At 73.1% G+C, this 18,527-nt stretch carries 19 protein-coding genes; 12 read left to right on the top strand and 7 right to left on the bottom strand.

Going from position 1 to position 18,527, the window contains the following annotated elements:
• Window positions 1-143: 143 nt before the first annotated feature.
• The 3 genes from ACFWIS_RS12760 to ACFWIS_RS12750 all read right to left on the bottom strand — a co-directional run bounded on the left by ACFWIS_RS12760 (window position 144) and on the right by ACFWIS_RS12750 (window position 2,570).
• Window positions 144-1,058 carry an alpha/beta fold hydrolase gene (locus ACFWIS_RS12760; RefSeq protein ID WP_380461290.1) on the bottom strand — a complete coding sequence of 305 codons (915 nt, stop codon included), beginning with the start codon at window positions 1,056-1,058 and terminating at the stop codon, window positions 144-146.
• Between the two features lie 100 nt (window positions 1,059-1,158).
• The gene (locus ACFWIS_RS12755; protein ID WP_380461291.1) at window positions 1,159-1,479 is read right to left on the bottom strand and encodes a hypothetical protein; all 321 of its coding nucleotides are present in this window, start codon (window positions 1,477-1,479) and stop codon (window positions 1,159-1,161) included.
• Between the two features lie 11 nt (window positions 1,480-1,490).
• The gene (locus ACFWIS_RS12750; RefSeq protein ID WP_380461292.1) at window positions 1,491-2,570 is read right to left on the bottom strand and encodes an Lrp/AsnC family transcriptional regulator; all 1,080 of its coding nucleotides are present in this window, start codon (window positions 2,568-2,570) and stop codon (window positions 1,491-1,493) included.
• 82 nt (window positions 2,571-2,652) lie between these two features.
• Here ACFWIS_RS12750 and ACFWIS_RS12745 point away from each other — a divergent pair, with 82 nt between their 5' ends.
• Both ACFWIS_RS12745 and ACFWIS_RS12740 read left to right on the top strand, forming a co-directional pair.
• On the top strand, window positions 2,653-4,029 hold the full coding sequence (locus ACFWIS_RS12745; protein WP_380523843.1) for an MFS transporter: 1,377 nt from the start codon (window positions 2,653-2,655) through the stop codon (window positions 4,027-4,029).
• Window positions 4,026-5,309 (top strand): amidohydrolase, encoded by a 1,284-nt coding sequence (locus ACFWIS_RS12740; protein ID WP_380461294.1) that lies wholly within the window; start codon window positions 4,026-4,028, stop codon window positions 5,307-5,309. The genes ACFWIS_RS12745 and ACFWIS_RS12740 overlap by 4 nt, the downstream gene beginning before the upstream one ends.
• A 359-nt stretch (window positions 5,310-5,668) precedes the next feature.
• On the opposite strand, the gene ACFWIS_RS12735 is transcribed toward ACFWIS_RS12740, so the two are convergent.
• A complete protein-coding gene (locus tag ACFWIS_RS12735) occupies window positions 5,669-6,424 on the bottom strand; it encodes a glucose 1-dehydrogenase (protein WP_380461295.1) in 756 nt (251 codons plus the stop codon).
• Window positions 6,425-6,801: 377 nt separating this feature from the next.
• Here ACFWIS_RS12735 and ACFWIS_RS12730 point away from each other — a divergent pair, with 377 nt between their 5' ends.
• The 3 genes from ACFWIS_RS12730 to ACFWIS_RS12720 all read left to right on the top strand — a co-directional run bounded on the left by ACFWIS_RS12730 (window position 6,802) and on the right by ACFWIS_RS12720 (window position 8,726).
• The gene (locus tag ACFWIS_RS12730) at window positions 6,802-7,650 is read left to right on the top strand and encodes a slipin family protein (protein WP_380461296.1); all 849 of its coding nucleotides are present in this window, start codon (window positions 6,802-6,804) and stop codon (window positions 7,648-7,650) included.
• Window positions 7,647-7,928, top strand: a complete 282-nt coding sequence (locus ACFWIS_RS12725; RefSeq protein ID WP_380461297.1) for a dsRBD fold-containing protein — start codon at window positions 7,647-7,649, stop codon at window positions 7,926-7,928. Before ACFWIS_RS12730 ends, ACFWIS_RS12725 begins: the two co-directional genes overlap by 4 nt.
• Window positions 7,929-8,006: 78 nt before the next feature.
• Window positions 8,007-8,726, top strand: coding sequence for a helix-turn-helix domain-containing protein (locus tag ACFWIS_RS12720; protein ID WP_380461298.1), 720 nt, complete (start codon window positions 8,007-8,009; stop codon window positions 8,724-8,726).
• A 415-nt stretch (window positions 8,727-9,141) separates the two neighbouring features.
• Here the strand turns inward: ACFWIS_RS12720 and ACFWIS_RS12715 are convergent, their stop codons facing one another.
• A complete protein-coding gene (locus ACFWIS_RS12715; RefSeq protein WP_380461299.1) occupies window positions 9,142-9,378 on the bottom strand; it encodes a hypothetical protein in 237 nt (78 codons plus the stop codon).
• Window positions 9,379-9,807: 429 nt separating this feature from the next.
• Between ACFWIS_RS12715 and ACFWIS_RS12710 the strand changes: the two genes are divergently transcribed.
• Complete coding sequence (locus ACFWIS_RS12710) at window positions 9,808-10,224, top strand: Hsp20/alpha crystallin family protein (RefSeq protein ID WP_380461300.1); 417 nt, start codon at window positions 9,808-9,810, stop codon at window positions 10,222-10,224.
• A gap of 181 nt (window positions 10,225-10,405) precedes the next feature.
• Here the strand turns inward: ACFWIS_RS12710 and ACFWIS_RS12705 are convergent, their stop codons facing one another.
• Window positions 10,406-11,530 (bottom strand): site-2 protease family protein, encoded by a 1,125-nt coding sequence (locus ACFWIS_RS12705; protein ID WP_380461301.1) that lies wholly within the window; start codon window positions 11,528-11,530, stop codon window positions 10,406-10,408.
• Between the two features lie 398 nt (window positions 11,531-11,928).
• Between ACFWIS_RS12705 and acsA the strand changes: the two genes are divergently transcribed.
• From acsA to ACFWIS_RS12675, 6 genes are all read left to right on the top strand, one after another.
• On the top strand, window positions 11,929-13,710 hold the full coding sequence (gene acsA / locus ACFWIS_RS12700) for an acetate--CoA ligase (RefSeq protein WP_380461320.1): 1,782 nt from the start codon (window positions 11,929-11,931) through the stop codon (window positions 13,708-13,710).
• Window positions 13,707-14,729: a pyruvate dehydrogenase (acetyl-transferring) E1 component subunit alpha gene (gene pdhA, locus ACFWIS_RS12695; protein WP_380461302.1), complete on the top strand. Its 1,023-nt coding sequence runs from the start codon at window positions 13,707-13,709 to the stop codon at window positions 14,727-14,729. Before acsA ends, pdhA begins: the two co-directional genes overlap by 4 nt.
• A gap of 8 nt (window positions 14,730-14,737) precedes the next feature.
• Complete coding sequence (locus tag ACFWIS_RS12690; protein ID WP_380461321.1) at window positions 14,738-15,718, top strand: alpha-ketoacid dehydrogenase subunit beta; 981 nt, start codon at window positions 14,738-14,740, stop codon at window positions 15,716-15,718.
• 1 nt (window position 15,719) lies between these two features.
• Complete coding sequence (locus ACFWIS_RS12685) at window positions 15,720-17,105, top strand: dihydrolipoamide acetyltransferase family protein (RefSeq protein WP_380461303.1); 1,386 nt, start codon at window positions 15,720-15,722, stop codon at window positions 17,103-17,105.
• Window positions 17,102-17,344, top strand: a complete 243-nt coding sequence (locus ACFWIS_RS12680) for an acyl carrier protein (protein ID WP_380461304.1) — start codon at window positions 17,102-17,104, stop codon at window positions 17,342-17,344. The genes ACFWIS_RS12685 and ACFWIS_RS12680 overlap by 4 nt, the downstream gene beginning before the upstream one ends.
• A gap of 110 nt (window positions 17,345-17,454) precedes the next feature.
• Window positions 17,455-18,243, top strand: a complete 789-nt coding sequence (locus ACFWIS_RS12675; RefSeq protein ID WP_380461305.1) for a PspA/IM30 family protein — start codon at window positions 17,455-17,457, stop codon at window positions 18,241-18,243.
• A 176-nt stretch (window positions 18,244-18,419) separates the two neighbouring features.
• Here the strand turns inward: ACFWIS_RS12675 and ACFWIS_RS12670 are convergent, their stop codons facing one another.
• Entirely contained in the window at window positions 18,420-18,527 is a 108-nt protein-coding gene (locus ACFWIS_RS12670) for a universal stress protein (RefSeq protein ID WP_380523854.1), read from the bottom strand.

The raw sequence follows: 18,527 nt of genomic DNA, 5'->3' as shown, positions 1-18,527 counted from the left end.
GGCGCCGGGGGTTTGTCCTCAATCGCCCTAATTTTGTTGGCGCTGCTCCTTTTTTGGGGGTTCGGGGGGGGGGGGGGGGGGGGCCCGCGCCGCCCCCGCCCCCACGGCCCACGGCCCACGGCCCACGGCCCACGGCTCACGGCTCACCCCAGGCTCAGCACCGCCTCGGCGAAGGCCTCCGGCGCCTCCTGCGGCACGTTGTGCCCCACCCCCGGCAGGGTCCTGACCTCGCACGGCCCGGTGAACCGCTCCGTCCCCCGCTGGTCGGCGGGCGCGATCACCCCGTTGTCCCCACCCACCAGCACCACCGTGGGCACCTCGATCGCCGGCCGGGCGGCCAGCCGCTCCTCCAGCGCCCGGTAGCGCGGGTCGCCCTCCACCAGTCCGTACCGGTGTCGGTAGGAGTGCACCGACACCTCGACGAAGTCCGGGTTGTGCAGGCTCGCCGCCGACGCCGCGAACGCCTCCTCGGCGGACGGCCAGGTCGGCGACCACAACCGCCAGAGCAGCCGGCACAGTTCCTCACGGTTGCGCTCCAGCCCCCGGCGGCCCCGCTCCGAGTGGAAGTAGTACTGGTACCAGTAGTTGTGCTCCGCCTCCGGCGCGGCCGGCTCGACCGCCCCGGCGATGTCCTGGACGGTGTAGCCGCCCGCCGTCACCAGACCGTGGACCCGCTCCGGACCGGTGGCCGCCACCACGCAGGCCGCCCGCCCGCCCCAGTCGTAGCCCGCGAGCACGGCCCGCCCGATCCCCAGCGCGTCCATGAAGTCCGTCAAGTCCTGGCCGAGCGCGGCCTGCTGGCCACTGCGCGGGGTGTGCTCGGCCAGGAACCTGGTCGGCCCGAAACCGCGGAGGTACGGTGTCAGCACCTCCCGCCCGGCCTCCGCGAGCAACCGGGCCACCTCGTCGTAGGCCCGCACGTCGTAGGGGAAGCCGTGCAGCAGGATCACCGGAACGTCGGCCTTCCGGCGCCGCTCACCGGTCCGGTGGTAGGCGACCTCCAGCACCGGCGTCGTCACTCGGTGCAGCTCGCCCGGCTCGTGGGAACTCGCAGTCATCCGGCCATGCTCGCACGCCCGACACGAGAAGCCCTGACCCAGGGTCAGCTCGGGTCCCGACATGCCTCACCGCCTGCCTACGGCCTGTGCCCGAGGCGGGTCAGGCTCCGGCGCCGCGCAGCAGGATGGCGGTGATGAACTCGGGGGCCTGGCGGGGACCCATGTGGCCTTCGAGGGTGAGCTCCCAGGCGGTCTCGGCCAAGCCGCAGAAGGTTGAGGCCAGCCAGGTCGCGGGCATGTCGTTGCGCAGCAGTCCGGCGCGCTGTCCGCGTTGGACGAACTCGACGGTGCGGGTGAAGATCGTCTCGGCCCGCTGGGTGGCTTCGGGTACGCCCAGGACGTCGGGTTCGACGTAGACCAGGTTCCACAGCTGGGCGAACGGTGGGTAGTCGGCGACGAGCCCGGCCAGGACGTGTTCCATGGCCGCAGTCGTCACACCAGGTCTACGAGGGTCTCCCCGGTCACCGCAGGCGGGGTGAGCATCGGAACGTGACGCACCGCGCGGCCCTGCCGGTCGAGTAGGCGGCCCATCCGTTTGACGGTGTGCAGGGTGACGGAGCGCTCGCGGAGCTCCAGTTCGGGGGCCCGCTCGGCCAGCATCGCCTCCACCACCGCGATGTCGGCGGTCGTGCGCAGCCACAGCGCGAGCAGCAGGTTGCACGACCCGGTGACGGAGGTGCACAGCCTGGTCTGCGGCAGCCGGGCCAGCATCGAGCCGACCCGGTCGAGTGCCTCGTGCGGAACTGCCGCGCGGTAGCCGACGATCACCGGCCAGCCCGCCAGCCGCTGGACGAGGTCGCACCGCAGCAGCAGTCCGCGCTGGCGCAGTCGCTGGTTGAGGTGGCGGCGGACGGTGGACTCGCCGATGCCGGTGCGGGCGGCGAGTTCGGTGTAGCCGGCCCGGCCGTCCTCGCCGAGGGCCATCAGCAGCGCGAAGTCGGTCGGGCCGTACGACCGCAGTCCGGGCGGCTGCGCGGCGGGGTCCGTCGGGACGGAGCCCGCCAGCCCGGCTCGCCGGTCCCGTGCCAGTGCGCGGACCTGCCAGGCGCTGCCCTCCAGGTAGGTGCGCAGGGCGAGCCGGGTTCGGGTGACGCGGACCTCCGGCCTGGCGCCGATCTCGTGGACCAGCCGCCCGAGCCCCGGCAGGTCGTTGGCGCAGACCGACAGCAGCAGGTCGAAGTCGCCCGCCACGTGGTCGATGCTGAACACCCAGGGCAGTTCGGCGAGCGCTTCGGCGAGCGGTAGCGCTGTTCCGGCCCGGCACTCGACCTCGACGTAGGCGACCGGCGCGGTACCGGGGGCGGCGTACGCGGTGACCCAGGCGAGGCCGGCGGCGGTGAGCCGTTCCCAGCGCCGGGCGGCGGTGGTGGCGTCCACGCCGAGGGCGGGACCGATCCGGGTCCAGGGCGCGCGGGGGTCTGCCTGGAGGGCGTCGATCAGGGCGAGGTCGAGTTCGGAGAAGGCGTTGCCGGATTCCGGTGCGGCGCCGGGTCCGGTGCCGGTTTCCTGCATTTCGGGTTCCTCTCCGTCGGCGGGCCGGATTCTGTGTCCACCCTCCGCGTGCCGCAACGGCCTACTTTAGAGAGGAACGCCCGTGGCCACCTCCCCCACTGCCGCCACGCAGGCCCCACCCCGCCCGGAGAGACGGGAGAGACTCGACCGGACGGCCCGGATCACGGTGGCGCTGCTGTTCACCGCCTGGCTGGTCGACTACGTGGACCGCCTGGTGATCAACCTGGCCCTGCCGTCGATAGGCCGGGAGTTCGGTCTGGACCGCACCGAGCAGGGCCTCGCGGTGTCCGTGTTCTTTCTGGCGTACGCACTGTGCCAGATCCCGGGCGGGCTGCTGGCCGACCGGTTCGGCGCCAAGCGGACGGTCGGCTGGGCACTGCTGGTCTGGTCGGCGTTCACGGCACTGACCGGGCTGGCGGGGTCGTTCACGGTGCTGCTGGTGGTGCGGTTCCTGTTCGGTGCGGCCGAGGGGATCTTCCCCGCCGCCGCGATGAAGGCGATCAGCGAGCGCACCGCACCCGGTCAGCGGATGGGCGCCAACGGTCTGGTGTCCAGCTCGAACGCCCTGGCGGCGGTGGTCGCGCCGGTGCTGGGTGCGCCGCTGATCGTCGCGTTCGGTTGGCGGTCGACGTTCTTCTCGATCGCCGCGGCCGGGGTGCTGGTGTACGCGGCACTGCGGCTGTGGCTGCCCGACCGCACCCAGGCCGCGCCGAAGGCCCGGCCCGGCGGGAGCGGTGTGCGGACCGTGCTCGGCTCCGGGGTGATGTGGCGGTTCGCCGGGATGTTCTTCGGTTACGACCTGATCGTCTGGGGCCTGAACACCTGGGTGCCGACCTACCTCAACGACGAGCGCGGGCTCTCGCTGACGGCGGCGGGCACGGCTGCCCTGGTGCCCGCCGTGGTGTCGGCGTTGGCCGCCGTCGCGGGTGGACGCCTCTCGGACCGCCTCGGCGGCAGGCACGGCCTGGTGGTGGCACCCGCGATGGTGGTGGCCTCCCTCGGGGTGCTGCTGATGACCACGGCCCACTCGCTGACGGTGTTCGTCGGCTGGCTGACGCTGGCGGCGTTCGGCGCGGGGCTGAGCTTCATGCCGATCTTCGCGGTGCCGATGCGGAGCCTTCCGGCCGAACTGGCGGGCTCCGGCTCCGGGATGATCATCTTCGGCGGCCAGCTCGCCGGTGTGGTGGCGCCCGTCGTGATGGGCACCCTCGCCGACGCCGTCTCCTTCCGCGCCGCCTTCGCCTTCCTGGTGCTCGGCGCGGCTCTGGCCGCCGTGCTCTCGCTGACCACTCCGCAGAACACCGGGGCCTTTCTGGCTGCCCTGCACCGCCGCCGGCCCACCGACCCGGCCACCGACCCGGCCACCGACCCGGCCACCGACCCGGCCACCGACCCGGCCACCGACCCGGCCACCGACCCGGCCACCGACCGTACCGAAACCGACAAGGAACGCGCATGACGAACACCGACCGACTCGCGCTCACTGAAGGCATGGACCGTCGCCTGCCCGACCTGGAGGCGCTCTACCGGGACCTGCACCGCCACCCCGAGCTGGCCTTCCAGGAGCACCGCACCGCCGCCGTGGTCGCCGCCGAGCTGCGGGCCCAGGGCTGGGAGACCACCGAGCGGGTCGGCGGGACGGGCGTGGTGGGCGTGCTGCGCTCGGGTGACGGACCGGTGGTGCTGCTGCGCGCCGACATGGACGGGCTGCCGGTCCGGGAGGCGACCGGACTGCCCTACGCCTCGACCGACACCGCCGTGGGCAAGGACGGCGAGGAGTTGCCGGTGATGCACGCCTGCGGCCACGACATGCACGTGGCGTGCCTGCTCGGTGCGACCGGCCAGCTGGCCGCGCACCGGGACGCCTGGCGGGGCACCGTGGTGGCCGTGTTCCAGCCCGCCGAGGAGAACGGCGAGGGTGCGGCCGCGATGGCCGCCGACGGGTTCCTCGACCGCTTCCCGCGCCCTGACGTCTGTCTCGGCCAGCACGTCGGGCCGCTGCCGGTGGGCGTCGCGGTGACCCGGCCGGGGCCGGTGATGTCGGCGTCCGACAGCTTCCGGGTACGGCTGTTCGGTCGGGGCGGCCACGGCTCCTCGCCCGAGCACACGGTGGACCCGGTGGTGCTGGCGGCGGCCGTGGTACTCCGGCTCCAGACCGTCGTGTCCCGCGAGATCGGCGCCAACCAGTCGGCGGTGGTGACGGTCGGCTCCATCCACGCCGGCACCCGGCAGAACGTCATCCCGGACGAGGCCGAGCTGAAGGTCAACGTCCGGACCACCGACACCCGGGTGCGCGAGCGGGTGCTGGCCGCCGTCGAGCGGATCGTCCGGGCCGAGGCCGCCGCCTCGGGTGCGCCCAGGGAGCCGGAGATCACGCCGCTCACCGCGCTACCGCTGACCGTCAACGACGCGGCGGCCACCGAGCGGGCGGTCGCCGGTCTGCGCTCGGCGCTGGGCGACGCGGCGGTGTTCCCGCTACCGTGGCCGCTCGCGGGCAGCGAGGACTTCGGTAACTTCGGAACGGCCTTCGGCGTGCCCTCGGTCTTCTGGCACTTCGGCGGCACGGACCCGGCGGCGTTCGGCGAGGACGGGATCACGGCGCTGATGTCCGGCGAGTTGCCGACCGGTCTGCCGTTCAACCACTCCCCGTTCTTCGCGCCGGTACCGGGCCCGACCCTCGACCGCGGCGTACGTGCCCTGCTGGGCGCGGCCGCCCAGTGGATCGGCGGCGACCGGTAGCACCACGTGTTTCGAGGGCTGGACCGCCGGTCGGCGGTCCAGCCCTCGACGCGTTCGGCGTGCGGCTGCGACGGCTGCTCGGTGCGCTGAGCGTGCCGGTGGTCGGCCGCCGGCGCCGACGTGGCCAGCCGAGCCGGTTCCACTGTCGGTCACCGCTCCGGGCAGGCCGGCGTGAGCCAGCCGGTGCGCGCCCGCAACGGCCAGCGCCCTGACTCCATGCGTGGTGCGTGAGACCGCGACGAAGACGGCTACCAGCGTGCCGCCGAGGACGTAGCCGATTCACCGGCCCCGGCCGCTGACCGGTGCCCGGTGCCCGGCACGCCGCTCGGATGCACCGAGCCCGCGCGCCGGCTCGGGGGCTATTCGCCCGGCTCCCCTTCAGCGAGGAGCGTGCTGCCCGTGGTCGCGCCGCCGTCGATGACGAACTCCGAGCCGGTCGAGTAGGTGGCGTCGGCCGCCAGGAACAGCGTCATCGCGGCGACCTCCTCGGGCCTGCCGAAGCGGGCCAGGGGCTGGCCGGCCACCAGGGAGTCGTCCATCCCCGCGGTCATCGGCGTACTGATCGGGCCGGGGTGGACGGAGCAGACCCGCACGCCGTCGGCGGCCAGCTCCAGGGCGGCGGTCTTGGTCAGACCGCGCACCCCCCACTTGCTCGCCACATACGCGCCGAGATTGGCATAGCCCATCAGGCCCGCAGTGGAGGAGATGTTGACCACCACACCGCCTCCCGCCCGCCGCAGTGACGGGACCACCGTGTGGATACCGAGCCACTGGCCGTAGAGATTCACGTCCAGCACCCGGCGGAACGACTCGGGCGACTGCTCCTCGATCGAGCCGAGGTCCAGGATCCCCGCGTTGTTGACCAACACGGACACCGGTCCGAACGTGTCCTCGGTCTCCGTGACCGCGGCGGACCAGTGGTCGGTCCTGGTCACGTCCAGGCGTACGAACCGTGCTCTGGCGCCGAGCGCCCTGGCCAGGGCTTCGCCCTCCTCCCGTAGCACGTCCGCCACCGTCACGGAGGCGCCCTGTTCCACGAACTGCCGCGCGACGGCCGCGCCGATCCCGCGTGCGGCCCCGGTGACGATCGCCGTCCTGCCGTCCAAGCGTCCCATCACGGCCTCCACTGCCCGGGCAGGTGCAGTTGCTCCTTCCAGCCTCGGTGCAGGAACGCGGTCCGGCGCGCCGGGCCTCCGCCGTTACCGCCCGTCCCGTCTGCGGATCCCGCTGTCCCAACACCCGAAGCAGATCCGGTCAGCGGTCCCCCAGGACCTGCCCCGGCCCATCCACGTCGGTCCGCTTCGGAAGCACGCTGCCCGTGCGGCGGTCTCCTCACCCCCCGGGCTCGCTCCCTGTCCGGGCTCGCCATCGTGCCGGTCGAGTCCGACGTTCGGTGCCCGACCGCCGCCTCGTCTGGGGCCGGGTGGCCCAATCGCTCGGTACCCGACTCGCGCAGGCTGGAGGCACACACCAGTCGGAGAAGGTGGTCGCCGTGCCGAATCTTGGGGTCGCGATCGTGCGGCAGTACGAGCGCGGGGTGGTGTTCCGGCTGGGCCGGCTGCGCGGGGTGCGCGACCCCGGGATCAGGTTCATGATCCCGCTGGTGGACCGCATGTCGAAGGTCACCCTGCGGACGGTGACCATGCCGATCCCGTCCCAGCAGGTCATCACCCGGGACAACGTGTCCATCGGCGTCGCGGCGGTCGCCTACTTCCGCCGGGTGGACCCGGTGAGGTCGATCGTGGAGATCGAGGACGTGCGAGCCGCGATCGGGCAGATCGCCCAGACCACCGTCCGCAACGTCGTCGGCCGCTCCCTGCTCGACCAGGTGCTCACCGACACCGAGACCCTCAACGTCCGGATCAAGGAGATCCTGGACAGCCTCACCCAGCAGTGGGGAGTCCTCGTGCTGGTGGTCGAGCTGAAGGACATCGAACTCCCCGCCACGATGCAGCGGGCCATGGCCCGGCAGGCGGAGGCCGAGCGCGAGAAGCGCGCCAAGATCATCGCCGCGGAGGGCGAGGCCCTGAGTGCCGGGCGTCTCGCCGAGGCCGCCGACGTCATCGCCGACCACCCGATCGCCCTCCAACTGCGCAACCTGCAGGTCCTCGCGGAGATCGCCGCCGAGAAGAACTCCACCATCGTCTTCCCGGCCCAGTTCCTGGAGAGCGCCAGGGCCCTGACCCGCTTCGTCGACCAGGAGAGCCATGGCGTCGACCGGGCCGCCCCGGCGATCACCGTACCGACCGCCCCCGAGAACGGGCACCTCCCCCGACCCGACTGGCCCGTCCCCCGTGACGAGCCCGTCACCGACCCCCTCAAAGGACAGGCCTGGACATGAACGAGCGGACGACGAACACACCGGTGCGCACCAAGACCTGGACGCTGCGCCTGGACCTTTTCGAGGAGGACGACCTCACCTGGGTGCACGCCGTCCTCGACACCGGGGACAACCGACTGGAGAGTCGCGCCGACGCCCACCGCAACCCCCACGACCCGCCCGCACCGGAGATAGGCGACGAGTACGCGGCCGCACGTGCACTGATCGACCTCGGAAACCAGATGCTGCGAGCAGGCAGGACCGACGCCGCCGCCAACGAACCGCCGCTGCACGGCTGACCGCCAGGGCGCCCGCTCACCGGCAGCGGCCGTTCGCTCGTCGCTGCGGCTCCCGACCTCGCGGAGGGAATCGTGTTCATGAAGGACGCAGACGCAGGTTCCGCCGAGCCCCGGCCGCCCGGCCCCGGGGACATCGGCCGACGCGTGGCCCGGCGCAGGCAACTGCTCGGCCTCAGCCGCGCGGACGTGGCCGACCGAGCGGGCATGGCCCCCGGGTACGTGGAGTACGTCGAGACGTCGGCCGAAACCTTCGACCCCGTCACCCTCACCCGGCTGGCCGCCGCGCTCGACACCTCCGCCCGAGAACTGCTGGGCGGCAGAACGGATGCTCCGCCCACCCGGGCCCCGTCCACGGCGCACGCCGTCCTGGCGGAGCTGCCGGAAGAGGAGTGCTGGGCCAAGCTCGCACCCGGCGGGATCGGCCGGGTGGCCCTGTCGACCGACAACGGACCCGTCGTACTCCCGGTCAACTACCGCATCAAGGACGGCACCGTGGTCTACCGCACCGGCCCCGGGAGCACCCCCGCGAGCGCCGTCGGCCACCGCGTCGCCTTCGAAGTGGACCACATCGACGAGGCATCGCGCGGCGGGTGGAGCGTCCTGCTCTCCGGCACGGCGGTCCGCGTCGACAACCAGGTGACCGTCGAACAGCTGGCACGCTGGGACGACCCGGACCCGTGGGCCGGGGGTGAACGCAACGTGTGGGTCGGCATCGCACCCGCCACCATCACCGGCCGGGCCATCAGCCTTCCACCAGCAGCGTCGCCCGAGGGCGGGCCCGGACATCCAGGAGCATGAGATGAAAGCCGCAGCCGGAGACCGCATCATCGCCGAGGGCGCCCGGGTAGCCCACACGGCGGGCGGCGCGACCATCCCTCGAAGGTGGCAGGCCCCCACGTCCGATGAGCGGGTTCGTCATGGCACACGCACCGTGCGCCAGTGTCCACCGGCAGCCGCCGATTGCCGGGTTTCCTGCGGATCGTCCGTTACACAGAGCGCATCGGTGGCCCGGCATGCCGGGCCGCCGATGCGGTTCCCAACGGCGCGCCGGGTGCCGCCGTCGTCACCGCACGTGATCCTGATCCGGGCGATTCCGGCATAGGAGCCCAGGGGTGGGCGGCCCGCGTCGGTTGCGGACCGGCGCCGGCCGTCTGTGACCAGGCCGGGCTTTGTGCTCCGATCCGTGTTCCGGTACAGGTGCTCGATCGCGTGCCTAGAGTCCCTGGGAGAGCAGGAGTTCGTGGGCGAGGCGGGCGGCGCGGGCGGGGCGTTCGGGGTCGGGTTCCTGGTCGGGGATGTCCTCCATGCCCTGGATGAGGGCTCGAACGGCCTGGCCGAGGGCCTGGACCTGGGCCTCCAGCAGCTCCACGCGTTCGACGGTGCTTTCGAGGTCCCGGCCGGTCGGGTGGAGGGCCACTTCTGGCGGGGCGGCGGTTGTGTCGGGTTTCATCGTGGGTTCCTCTTCGGGGTGTCAACTTGGCCGTTCGGCAAATGTGATCAGGCCGTAGTGGCCGTCGTAGCGGTGGTACGGGACGGGCGCCGAGGACGGCGGTGTCCGCGAGGGTGCGGCGCACCGTCCGGTCCTCACCGCCGTAGCGGCTCTCGCTCTCGTTCCCACACCACCACCGTGCCCGCCCACCGGCTCCGGCCCAAGGTCCGGTCGCCTCCACCCGACGGGGCCACCCGGCCCTGCAGATCCCGGAACGCGATGCCTGCGCCAGGGGGCGGGCCGAGCAACTCGCCGGCAGGTTCGAAGCCGCCACGTGAACATGCTTGACGGGCACGGAAATCGGCCTGGTGCTGGTGGGTCTCCGATCGCGCCCACTCGAGCGGCGGAGCAGCATGGAAGGAGGGGCAGGACCGATCGAGGAGGATGGAGATGGCCGGCGATCTGCTTCAGCGGCGTGCCCACTGGTGGCCGACGTTCTCGGAGCTGTTCGAGGACTTTCCCGCGGATCTTCGGATGGGCGAGCACTTGATCCGCGTGGAGGAGTCCATGGAGGAGGGCGCCTACGTGGTCAAGGCCGAGCTTCCGGGGATCGACCCCGACAAGGACGTCGAGATCACCTTCGAAGGCGGGGTCCTGACCGTCCACGCCGAACGCAGCGAGGAGAAGAAGGAGAAACAGCGCTCCGAATTCCGTTACGGCTCCTTCACCCGCAGCATCCGGCTGCCCGAAGGCGTGAAGGAACAAGAGATCACGGCCGGTTACGACAACGGCGTACTGACGGTGAAGGCCCCGATCGGCGAGGTCGAGAAACCGACTCGGCGCATAGAGGTATCCAAGGGCTCCTGACGCGGGACACCCGCCTCGGGAAGGCGGTGGTCGAACGTGTTCTCCGCCATGCGAGCGGGGAACGGCCGTGAGCAGACCGGCCGCCCACGGCCACCGGCTCGGGTTGGCGGACCGGCACCGCACTCGACGCTGCTCGGCAGACCGGTCCGGGGCAGTGCTTCCGAGGACTGTCGGCGCGGGCTCACCGTCGACGCGGGCTCGCCGGCAACCGGGTGCGGGCGATCCTGTCGATGTCCCCCACGGTGACGATGCCGATCGGTCGCCCGTCCTCCAGTACGAGGACGGGCGGTGCGGCCGTCGCCCGGTCCAGGACCTCGGCCAGGTCGTCCCCGGCGGTTGCGGCCAGGCACTCCGGAAGTGGGGTGGCAAGGTCACGGACCCGGATTTCGGCACGGCGGGCCGGTGGAACCGCCGAGAGGCGGCGCGGATCGAGGAGTCCGGTCGCCCGGCCGGCCGGATCGACCAGGACGACCACCGGGTGCTGGGCGCGCGCTGCGGGTTCGGTGAGGAAGCCGTCCACGGTGAGCCAGTCGGGACCGGTGGGTACCGGGAAGGTCATGGCCTGAGCGATCCGGGTGCCGCGTAGGGCGGTGACCAGGTCGGCGCGGAGGACCTCGGCCCGGGCGGACGACCACATGAAGAGCCCGACGAGCAGCAGCCAGAAGCCGGTTCCGTCACCGCGGAGGAACTCGATCCAGCCGACGGCGCCGAGCAGCAGCCCGCCCGCCTGGCCGGCCCGTCCGGCGACCCGCTCGGCCTGCTCGCGGTCCCCCTTGCGCCACCAGACCGCTGCCTGGAGGAGCCGTCCGCCGTCCAGGGGTGCGGCGGGCAGCAGGTTGAACACGCCGAGCAGCAGGTTGGCCCAGCCGGTCCAGAGCAACACTGCTGCGGGCACCGTCCAGTGCAGCACGTGTTCCGTGCCGAGTCCCGCGGCCGCGAAGAGGCCGCCGAGGACAAGGCTGGTCAGTGGTCCGATCCCGGCGACGGTGAACTGGCGGCGTGGGCTCGGCGGGCGTCCCATGCGGGTGATGCCGCCGAGGGCGAAGAGCGTCATGTCGTCCACCCGGATGCCGGCCCGCCGCGCGGTGACCGCGTGGGCCGTCTCGTGCAGGAGCAGGCTCAGGGTGAGCAGCACCGCCCCGACCAGCCCGGCGAGGCCGTAGGCGGTGCCGGAACGGCCGGGGACCGAGGCCGGGAGGATCTGGCCGCCCAGGCCGACGCCGAGAAACAGGACCAGGACCGGCGCGCTCCAATGGATCCGCAGCGGTACGCCGAAGATCCTCCCCAGTGGTACGGATCCGCGCACCGCGACACCCCTTCCGGAGCTGCCGATGGTCCTGTTCGCCTCCCACTGTGCCCACGCCGCGTGGACCGGCCCAGGGCCGCACGGGCTCGGTTCCTGGGCCGTCCGGCCTCGCTCCCGGCCGACGCACATGGAGGCGGGCCGTCGGCAGCGGATCCCGTGGCCGGACGCCGGAATCGCCGCCGTGAAGCAGGTCGAGCACGAGGACGCCGTCCGCCACGGGGCAACCGACCGGGCCGAAAGCCCCGAGGCGGGCCGGTCGTCCCTGACCGGCTGGGACGAGCGGACCGGCGGGAACGGCCCGGGTGCCGTCTCGCGGAGGTCCGGGAGCCGTCGGACGATGGAGGAAGCGGGCCCGGACACCGGCCCGCGGGTCGGAAGGAGCCGTGGTGGACGGCGACGTGGTCCAGGAACGTGTTCCGGGGGCGGGAGTCCCCACGGGCGCGGGCGGGGACGGAAGTCGGCGCGACCCGGTCTGGGCGCGGGCCCGGGAACAGCTCGACGGACTCCCGGGGCGACGCGGGCTCAACATCGCGTACGAGGCGGTCGACCGGCACGTGGCGGCCGGGCGCGGCGACCGGGTCGCACTCCGCTGCATCGCGGACGACCGGTCGGTCACGCCGATCAGCTACGCCGAACTCGCCCGGCGCAGCAACCGCTTCGCCAACGTACTGCGGGCCCTCGGGACGCGCAGGGGGGACCGGGTCGCTTCGCTGCTCGGCCGCTGCCCGGAGCTGTACGTGGCCGTCCTCGGCACGCTGAAGAACACCTCGGTCTTCTGTCCGCTGTTCCCCGCCTTCGGCCCGGCACCGGTGGCCGAACGGCTGCGGCTCGGGCAGGTGCGGGTGCTGGTCACCACTGCGGAGCTGTACCGCCGCAAGGTGGCCGACCGCCGCGCGGAACTGTCCGGACTCGCCCATGTCCTGATCGTCGGCCCTGGCGCCGACGAGCTGCCCGGCGTCCTCGCGTTCGACGCGGTGACGGCCGACGCGGCCGATGACTTCACGATCCCGGAGACCGACCCGGAGGACATGGCACTGCTGCACTTCACCAGCGGTACGACGGGCACCCCGAAGGGCGCGGTCCACGTGCACGACGCCGTCGTCGCCCACCACGCGACCTCCGCCCTCGCCCTCGACCTCCGCCCGGACGACGTGTTCTGGTGCACGGCCGACCCGGGCTGGGTGACCGGAACGTCCTACGGGATCATCGCGCCGCTCACCCACGGGGTGACCACGGTCGTCGACGCGGGCGAGTACGAGGCCCGGCGCTGGTACGGCATCCTCGCGGACGAGCGAGTCAACGTCTGGTACACCGCGCCCACCGCGATCCGAATGCTGATGCGGGTGAGCCCACGGGGCAGCGCGCCGGAGCTTCCGCGCTCCTTCGACCTGTCGGCCCTGCGGTTCATCGCCAGTGTGGGCGAGCCGCTCAACCCGGAGGCCGTCCGCTGGGGAGAGGAGATCCTCGGCCTGCCGATCCACGACAACTGGTGGCAGACGGAGACCGGCTGCATCATGATCGCCAACACCGCCGGCACCGAGATCCGGCCCGGCTCGATGGGACGGCCGCTGCCCGGGGTGACGGCCGGTCTCCTCGCCCGCGGGCCGAACGGGCGCGCGGGGGTCACCGACGGCCGGGTCCGGCCGCTGGAGGAACCCGGAGCCGAAGGCGAGCTGGCGCTACGGCCGGGCTGGCCGTCGATGTTCCGCGGCTACCTCGGCGCCGAGGAGCGCTACCGGGCCTGCTTCGCGGACGGCTGGTACCTCACCGGCGACATCGCCCGGCGGGACGCCGACGGCTACTTCTGGTTCGTCGGACGCGCCGACGACGTGATCAAGTCGGCCGGGCACCTGATCGGCCCGTTCGAGGTCGAGAGCACCCTGATGGAACACCCGGCGGTGGCCGAGGCCGGGGTGATCGGCCGGCCCGACCCGGTCGCCGGCGAGATCGTCAAGGCCTTCGTCTCCCTCAAGCCCGGCCACGACCCCGACCCCCGTCTGGCCCGGGACATCACCGCCTTCGCCCGGCGGCGGCTGGGTCCGGCCATCGCCCCGCGCGAGATCGCCTTCGATCAGCACCTGCCGAAGACCCGTAGCGGGAAGGTGATGCGGCGACTGCTGCGTGCCCGCGAACTCGGCCTGCCGGAAGGCGATCTGTCGACCCTGGAGGAGACGACATGACCCGCCGGACGGCGGCCGCCCCGCACCGTACCGCTCAGCGGCCACCGGCCGACCGCGGGCACCGGCGGGACCTGCTGCGCGAGATGCTGCGCATCCGCCGCTTCGAGGAGCGCTGCGTCGAGCTCTACAGCTCCGGCGAGATCCGCGGTTTCGTCCACCTGTGCATCGGCGAGGAGGCGGTCTCGGTCGGCGTCCACCAAGCGCTCACGCCCGAGGACTCCGTGGTCACCACCTATCGCGAGCACGGCCACGCACTGGCGAGGGGCGTGCCGGTGGCGGCGGTGCTGGCCGAGATGCTGGGCCGGGTGACCGGCTGCAGCCGGGGCCGGGGCGGATCGATGCACCTGTTCGACGTCGGCAGGCGGTTCTACGGCGGCCACGGCATCGTTGCCGGCGGCATCCCGGTGGCCGGCGGTCTGGCCCTGGCCGACCGGCTGCGCGGCCGGCCGAACCTGACCTGCTGCTTCTTCGGTGACGGCGCGGTCGCCGAGGGTGAATTCCACGAGACGGCCAACCTCGCCGCGCTCTGGGACCTGCCGCTGCTGATGGTCTGCGAGAACAACCTCTACGCCATGGGCACCCCACTGGCCCGCGAGCACGCCCAGACCGACCTGGCCGCCCGGGCCGCCTCGTACGGCCTGGTCGCCTGGGCCGTGGACGGCATGGACGTGCTCGCCGTCGAACGGGCCGCGCAGCGCGCCGCACGGGCGGTGCGCGAGGGCGGCGGCCCGTACTTCCTCGAACTGCGCACCTACCGCTTCCGGGCGCACTCCATGTACGACCCCGACCTCTACCGTGACAAGGCCGAGATCGAACGCTGGAGGCAGCGCGACCCGATCGCCCTCCTCACCGATCGGATGCGCGCCGAGGACGGCTTCGACGGCACCGGGCTCAAGCGTGTCGAGCAGGAGGTCGCCGAGGAACTGGAGCAGGCCGAGGCACAAGCCCGCGAGGGTGCCCTCGAACCCCCGGAGGACCTGCTGCGTTTCGTGCACAGCCCGGCGGAGGAGCAGCCGTGACCGGGACGATGACCGCCCGGGAGCCGACCTACCGGGACGCGCTGAGGGAGGCACTGCGCGAGGCCATGGCGTCCGACGAGCGGGTGTTCCTGATGGGCGAGGACGTCGGCCGCTACGGCGGTGCCTTCGGCGTCAGCCTCGGACTGCTCGACGAGTTCGGTCCCGCCCGCGTCCGCGACACACCACTGTCCGAGTCGGCCTTCGTCGGAGCCGGCATCGGCGCGGCCATCGCCGGCCTGCGGCCGATCGTCGAGGTGATGACCGTCAACTTCAGTCTGCTGGCACTGGACCAGATCCTGAACAACGCCGCGACGCTGCTGCACATGTCCGGCGGGCAGGTCGCCGTGCCACTCGTGATCCGGATGACCACCGGCGCCGGACGGCAGCTCGCCGCCCAGCACTCGCACAGCCTCGAAGGCTGGTACGCCCACATCCCCGGCATCCGGGTGCTGGCCCCGGCCACCGTGGACGACGCCCGTTACATGCTCGCGCCCGCGCTGGCGGACCCCGACCCGGTGGTGATCTTCGAACACGGCTCGCTCTACAACGCCACCGGCACCCCGGACCCGGGCGCTGCCCCGGTGGACCTGGACAGCGCAGCCGTCCGCCGGACCGGGAACGACGTCACGCTCATAACCCACGGCGGATCGCTCGGAAAGGCGCTGGAGGCAGCCGAGCGACTCGCCGGGGACGGCATCGACGCCGAAGTCGTCGACCTGCGGACGCTCCGCCCGCTGGACGACGCGACGATCCTCGGCTCCGTCGCACGCACCCACCGGGCGGTGGTCGTCGACGAGGGCTGGCGTACTGGAGGGCTGTCGGCCGAGGTGGCGGCGCGGATCGCGGAGCAGGGGTTCTACGACCTGGACGCACCGGTGGAGCGGGTGTGCGGGGCCGAGGTGCCGGTGCCGTACGCCCGGCAGCTGGAGGAAGCCGCCCTCCCGCAGGTCGAGGGCATCGTGGCGGCGGTCCGACGGGCGGTCGGCTGAGATGACCGAGTTCACCATGCCCGCTCTCGGCGCCGACATGACCGAAGGCACGCTCCTGGAGTGGCTGGTCCACCCGGGCGACCGGGTGGACCGCGGCGACATCGTGGCGGTCGTCGACACGGCCAAGGCGGCGATCGAAGTCGAGTGCTTCGAGGCCGGCACGGTCGAGCGGCTGCTGGTCGAGCCCGGGACGATCGTCCCGGTCGGTACGGCCATGGCGGTCATCGCGGCGGAGGGGCCCGAGACGGCCACAGCGGCCCCGGCCCCGGCACCGGCGCCCCGGCGGCCGACTCCCGAGCGGGCGGCCGGCCCCGGGATCACCCCCCTGGTCCGGCACCTGGCCGAGGAGAGCGGGGTGGACCTCGCCTCCGTGCACGGGACCGGCCCGGCCGGTCGGATCACCCGGGCCGACATCCGGGCCGCGACGCCGCCCGGACGGAGCGGGAAGGAGCGGGCCGCGCCCCTGCCCCGGGCCACCGGAGCGCGTCGGCAGCCGCAGCCGCAGCCGGCGTCCGGGACACGGGTCCGGGCGACCCCGCTGGCCCGGCGCGCCGCAGCGGAGGCCGGACTCGACCTCGCCACGGTGACCGGGACGGGAGCCGGCGGGGCGGTCCGGGTGGGCGACGTCCGTGCCGCCCTCGGCGGGCGCTCGCCGGAACCGCCGGCCCCGGCGGCGTCGTCCCCGGCCCCGCCGGTCGCACCGACGCGAGCCGCCGGGCCCCGAGAACGGGCCATGCGCCGGGCCGTAGGCGACCTCATGGCCCGCTCCAAACGGGAGATCCCGCACTACTACCTCTCCACCACCGTCGACCTCTCCACCGCGGTCGACTGGCTGCGCGAACGCAACCGCCGGCTCCCGGTCCCCGAACGGCTGGTGCCCGCAGCCCTGCTGCTCAGGGCCGCGGCCCTGGCGGCCCGTGAGGTCCCGCAGCTCAACGGCTTCTGGACGGACGGCGACTTCGTCCCCGCCCCCGCCGTGCACCTCGGTGTGGCCGTCGCCCTGCGCGGCGGCGGTCTGGTCGCACCCGCCATCCACGACGCCGCCGACCTGACACCGGCCGAGCTGATGGCACGGCTGCGGGACCTGGTGGCCCGGGCACGGGCCGGGCGGCTGCGCGGCTCCGAGACCTCCGATCCGACCATCACCGTGACGAGTCTGGGGGACCAGGGCGTCGAGGCCGTCTTCGGCGTCATCTATCCGCCGCAGGTCGCGCTGGTCGGCCTCGGCAAGGTCGTCGAGCGGCCCTGGGCCGTCGACGGCATGCTCGGCGTCCGCCCGGTGATCACCGCCACCCTCGCCGCGGACCACCGCGCCAGCGACGGGGCGACCGGCGCCCGCTACCTGACGGCACTCGGCCGACTGCTGCAGAGACCGGAGGAGCTGTGAACCACGACCAGGCCCGAGCCCTCCTCCAGGAGGTGCTGACCGAGATCGTCCCGGACGCCGACTTCGAACGGATCGGACCGGGCGCCGACTTCAGGGAGGCCCTCGAACTCGACTCCATCGACTTCCTCACCCTCGTCGAGCGGCTGTCCGAACGGGCTGGCTGCCGGATCGACGAGGACGACTACCCGCGTCTGAACACCCTCGCGGACGGCGCGGCGCTCCTGGCCGAACGCACCTGACGATGCGGGGCGGGCGCCGCGGTTGTCGGCGCCCGCCCGGAGAGGGACGGTGGAGGTGCCGCGATCGCGACGGCCGATCGTGCCTGTTCGGCCGGTGAGGAGTGGAAGCCATGACCGGGATCGGGGACCGTATCGCGGAGCTGTTCCGGATCAAGGCGGGCCGGGTGCTGGACCGCCTGGAGGATCCCAGGGAGGTACTGGACTTCGCCCACCTGCAGCAGCTCGAACTGCTGCAGCAGGTGCGGCGCGGTCTCGCAGACGTGGCGACCAGCCACAAACGCGTGGAGCTGCAGGAGGCCGCGCTGCGGACCTCGGAGCGGCGGCTGGAGGAGCAGGCCCAACAGGCGCTCGCCGTCGGACGGGCGGACCTGGCCCGCGACCTGCTGACCAGCCGGGAGCGCGTGCGCGGTCAGCTGGCCGACCTGGCGGAGCGGGAGCCACTGCTGGAAGCGGAAGAGAAGCGACTCGCCGGCGTACTGCGCGGCCTCGAGGAAGAGGTCGAGGAGTTCCGTCTGCGCAAGGAGACGCTCAAGGCCGAATACACCAGGACGGAGGCCGAGACGCGCGTCGCCGAGGCGGTGTCCGGCGTCGGCCGAGACCTGGGTGTCGTGGGTGCCGCCGTGCAGCGCGCGAACGACCGGATGGAGCAACTTCGGGCCCGTTCGGCGGCGCTGGACGAGCTCATGTCCTCCGGCGCGCTGGAGGACATCACCAGCCCGGCCGGGCCCGACGAAGCCCAGGGCGAGCTGGAGCGGATCACCGCGGACCGGGAGGTGGAGGCCGAGCTCAAACGCCTGCGGGCGGGGCACCCCGCCGTCTCCGCCTCCGAGGGCGAAGGCGAGGACGGGGAAAGCACAGACCGCAGGGGCGCCGAGTCCGGCGGCGAGTCGTCGGTGTGAGTCGGCCCGGGCCCGGATCCGGGGGCCGCCCGCCCCCTGCGGAGCCGCACGTACGCTGCACCTCGGCGGCGCACACCGGCGCCACAACGCCCGTCGTCCGGCAGGCGGACCGGCCCGTTCGGACGTCCCGGTGGCCGTCCCACCGTTGGACGGTGGCTTTCGCCCCCTGCGGCGGTTCAGGCGAGTGGCACGACGACGGGAACGTGGGCGTGGTGGACGACCTCGGTGCTGGTGGAGCCGAGGGCGAGGCGGCCCCAGGCGCCGGCACCGCGGGTGCCGACCAC

Origin of the sequence: Kitasatospora sp. NPDC127060 (genome assembly GCF_042724935.1) — a bacterium.
Lineage (GTDB): Bacteria > Actinomycetota > Actinomycetes > Streptomycetales > Streptomycetaceae > Kitasatospora.
Note: the sequence above shows the minus strand (reverse complement) of the source record. Positions and strands in the feature narration are given on the sequence as shown.

Excerpts from the sequence above, each read along its gene's own strand:
- ACFWIS_RS12760 (WP_380461290.1), bottom strand. The coding sequence starts at position 1,058 with ATGACTGCGAGTTCCCACGAGCCGGGCGAGCTGCACCGAGTGACGACG.
- ACFWIS_RS12755 (WP_380461291.1), bottom strand. The coding sequence starts at position 1,479 with ATGGAACACGTCCTGGCCGGGCTCGTCGCCGACTACCCACCGTTCGCC.
- ACFWIS_RS12750 (WP_380461292.1), bottom strand. The coding sequence starts at position 2,570 with ATGCAGGAAACCGGCACCGGACCCGGCGCCGCACCGGAATCCGGCAAC.
- ACFWIS_RS12740 (WP_380461294.1), top strand. The coding sequence starts at position 4,026 with ATGACGAACACCGACCGACTCGCGCTCACTGAAGGCATGGACCGTCGC.
- ACFWIS_RS12735 (WP_380461295.1), bottom strand. The coding sequence starts at position 6,424 with ATGGGACGCTTGGACGGCAGGACGGCGATCGTCACCGGGGCCGCACGC.
- ACFWIS_RS12725 (WP_380461297.1), top strand. The coding sequence starts at position 7,647 with ATGAACGAGCGGACGACGAACACACCGGTGCGCACCAAGACCTGGACG.
- ACFWIS_RS12720 (WP_380461298.1), top strand. The coding sequence starts at position 8,007 with ATGAAGGACGCAGACGCAGGTTCCGCCGAGCCCCGGCCGCCCGGCCCC.
- ACFWIS_RS12715 (WP_380461299.1), bottom strand. The coding sequence starts at position 9,378 with ATGAAACCCGACACAACCGCCGCCCCGCCAGAAGTGGCCCTCCACCCG.
- ACFWIS_RS12710 (WP_380461300.1), top strand. The coding sequence starts at position 9,808 with ATGGCCGGCGATCTGCTTCAGCGGCGTGCCCACTGGTGGCCGACGTTC.
- pdhA (WP_380461302.1), top strand. The coding sequence starts at position 13,707 with ATGACCCGCCGGACGGCGGCCGCCCCGCACCGTACCGCTCAGCGGCCA.
- ACFWIS_RS12690 (WP_380461321.1), top strand. The coding sequence starts at position 14,738 with ATGACCGCCCGGGAGCCGACCTACCGGGACGCGCTGAGGGAGGCACTG.
- ACFWIS_RS12685 (WP_380461303.1), top strand. The coding sequence starts at position 15,720 with ATGACCGAGTTCACCATGCCCGCTCTCGGCGCCGACATGACCGAAGGC.
- ACFWIS_RS12675 (WP_380461305.1), top strand. The coding sequence starts at position 17,455 with ATGACCGGGATCGGGGACCGTATCGCGGAGCTGTTCCGGATCAAGGCG.